The 233-nt window shown below is 76.0% G+C and carries 1 protein-coding gene; it reads right to left on the bottom strand.

Translation table 11 applies throughout. The annotated features are described in order from the left end of the window. Positions 1-28: 28 nt before the first annotated feature. The coding region (locus H2O73_RS24370) for a hypothetical protein (RefSeq protein ID WP_220457791.1) at positions 29-233 on the bottom strand (205 nt) is incomplete at its 5' end.

Here is a 233-nt window from a genome sequence, read left to right on the forward strand (position 1 = left end):
GGAACGCGCGCAGGCGCGTAGGGTGGTGTCAGACAGTGACATAAATCGTGGACCAGGCCTCGGGGCCGTTGGGCCCCTGTTCGAGGGCAGTGTTGGCGGGCCCCGGCTGCGGCAGCTGCCGGGGCGGTCCGGCCTCCGCCGGCAGGGTCAGGGCGATGCGGCGGGCGGGGGCGGGGCGCAGCGCCAGCGGGATCGGCCCCGCGCTCTCGCAGAGCCACACGGTGCGCCCGTTG

The sequence above is a fragment of the Vibrio marinisediminis genome, assembly GCF_014050145.1.
Lineage (GTDB): Bacteria > Pseudomonadota > Gammaproteobacteria > Enterobacterales > Vibrionaceae > Vibrio > Vibrio marinisediminis.